This window comes from Bradyrhizobium cosmicum (assembly GCF_032290525.1).
GTDB lineage: Bacteria > Pseudomonadota > Alphaproteobacteria > Rhizobiales > Xanthobacteraceae > Bradyrhizobium > Bradyrhizobium cosmicum_A.
The window spans coordinates 1-229 of record NZ_JASXTA010000671.1 but is presented as its reverse complement, the minus strand read 5'-3'; the positions used below and the strand labels follow the sequence as shown (position 1 = coordinate 229).

Below are 229 nucleotides of genomic sequence, written 5' to 3'. Positions count from 1 at the left end.
GGGTGGAGGCGAGGGCGGTCTGCCGCGGCGGCGCGTCGCGCATTTCGATCGGACGCCCGAACTTGATCGCCATGTGAACGGTACTCCTTGAGGCGGAGGGAAGGTTTTGATTTGTTCCAATTCTAGCACCTTGCCGCTGCCCCGTCACCGAGCCTTGATCTATCTCATCAGCAATTGATTTTACCGTCCCGCCGGGCCAAGACATCAGGCCATGAGGAGATTCCAGCAC

The 229-nt window shown here is 59.4% G+C and carries 1 pseudogene; it reads right to left on the bottom strand.

From position 1 onward, the window contains the following. A pseudogene (locus tag QSV46_RS41290) lies at positions 1-229 on the bottom strand (hypothetical protein); the annotation flags it as partial.